This window comes from Novosphingobium sp. ZW T3_23, from assembly GCF_044987305.1.
In the GTDB taxonomy this organism is placed as follows: domain Bacteria; phylum Pseudomonadota; class Alphaproteobacteria; order Sphingomonadales; family Sphingomonadaceae; genus Novosphingobium.
Window position 1 is genome coordinate 1 of record NZ_JBJDRF010000164.1, and the last position, 507, is coordinate 507.

Consider the following 507-nt stretch of genomic DNA (forward strand, 5'->3'; position numbering starts at 1 on the left):
GTCGGCGTCGAGCCGATCATCCAGCTGGTCGGGGTCAAGAAGTCCTTCGGCCCGGTCAGCGTCCTGAAGGGCGTGGATCTCAAGGTCCACCCCGGCAAGGTCACCGCACTCGTCGGCGACAACGGCGCCGGCAAGTCCACGCTCATCAAGGGGCTCGCCGGCGTGCAGCCCTACGACGAGGGCGAAGTCCTCATCGACGGCGTGCACCGCGACCTGCACGCGCCCCGCGACGCAGGGCACCTGGGCATCGAGGTCGTCTACCAGGACCTCGCCCTGTGCGACAACCTCGACATCGTCCAGAACATGTTCCTCGGCCGCGAGGAGCTCTCGTTCGGCACGTTCGACGAGGGCCGCATGGAGAAGGAGGCGTCCGACACGCTGCGCTCCCTCTCGGTGCGTACCGTGAAGTCGGTCCGCCAGAAGGTGTCGAGCCTGTCGGGCGGGCAGCGTCAGACGGTCGCCATCGCGCGTGCCGTGCTGAAGAAGGCCCGAGTGGGCATCCTCGAC

General features: G+C 68.0%; 1 protein-coding gene. It reads left to right on the plus strand.

Annotated elements, in window-relative coordinates:
* Positions 1-15: 15 nt before the first annotated feature.
* Positions 16-507, plus strand: a 492-nt coding sequence (locus tag ACI3K3_RS25835; RefSeq protein ID WP_404918989.1) for an ATP-binding cassette domain-containing protein, incomplete at its 3' end; no start/stop codon positions are given.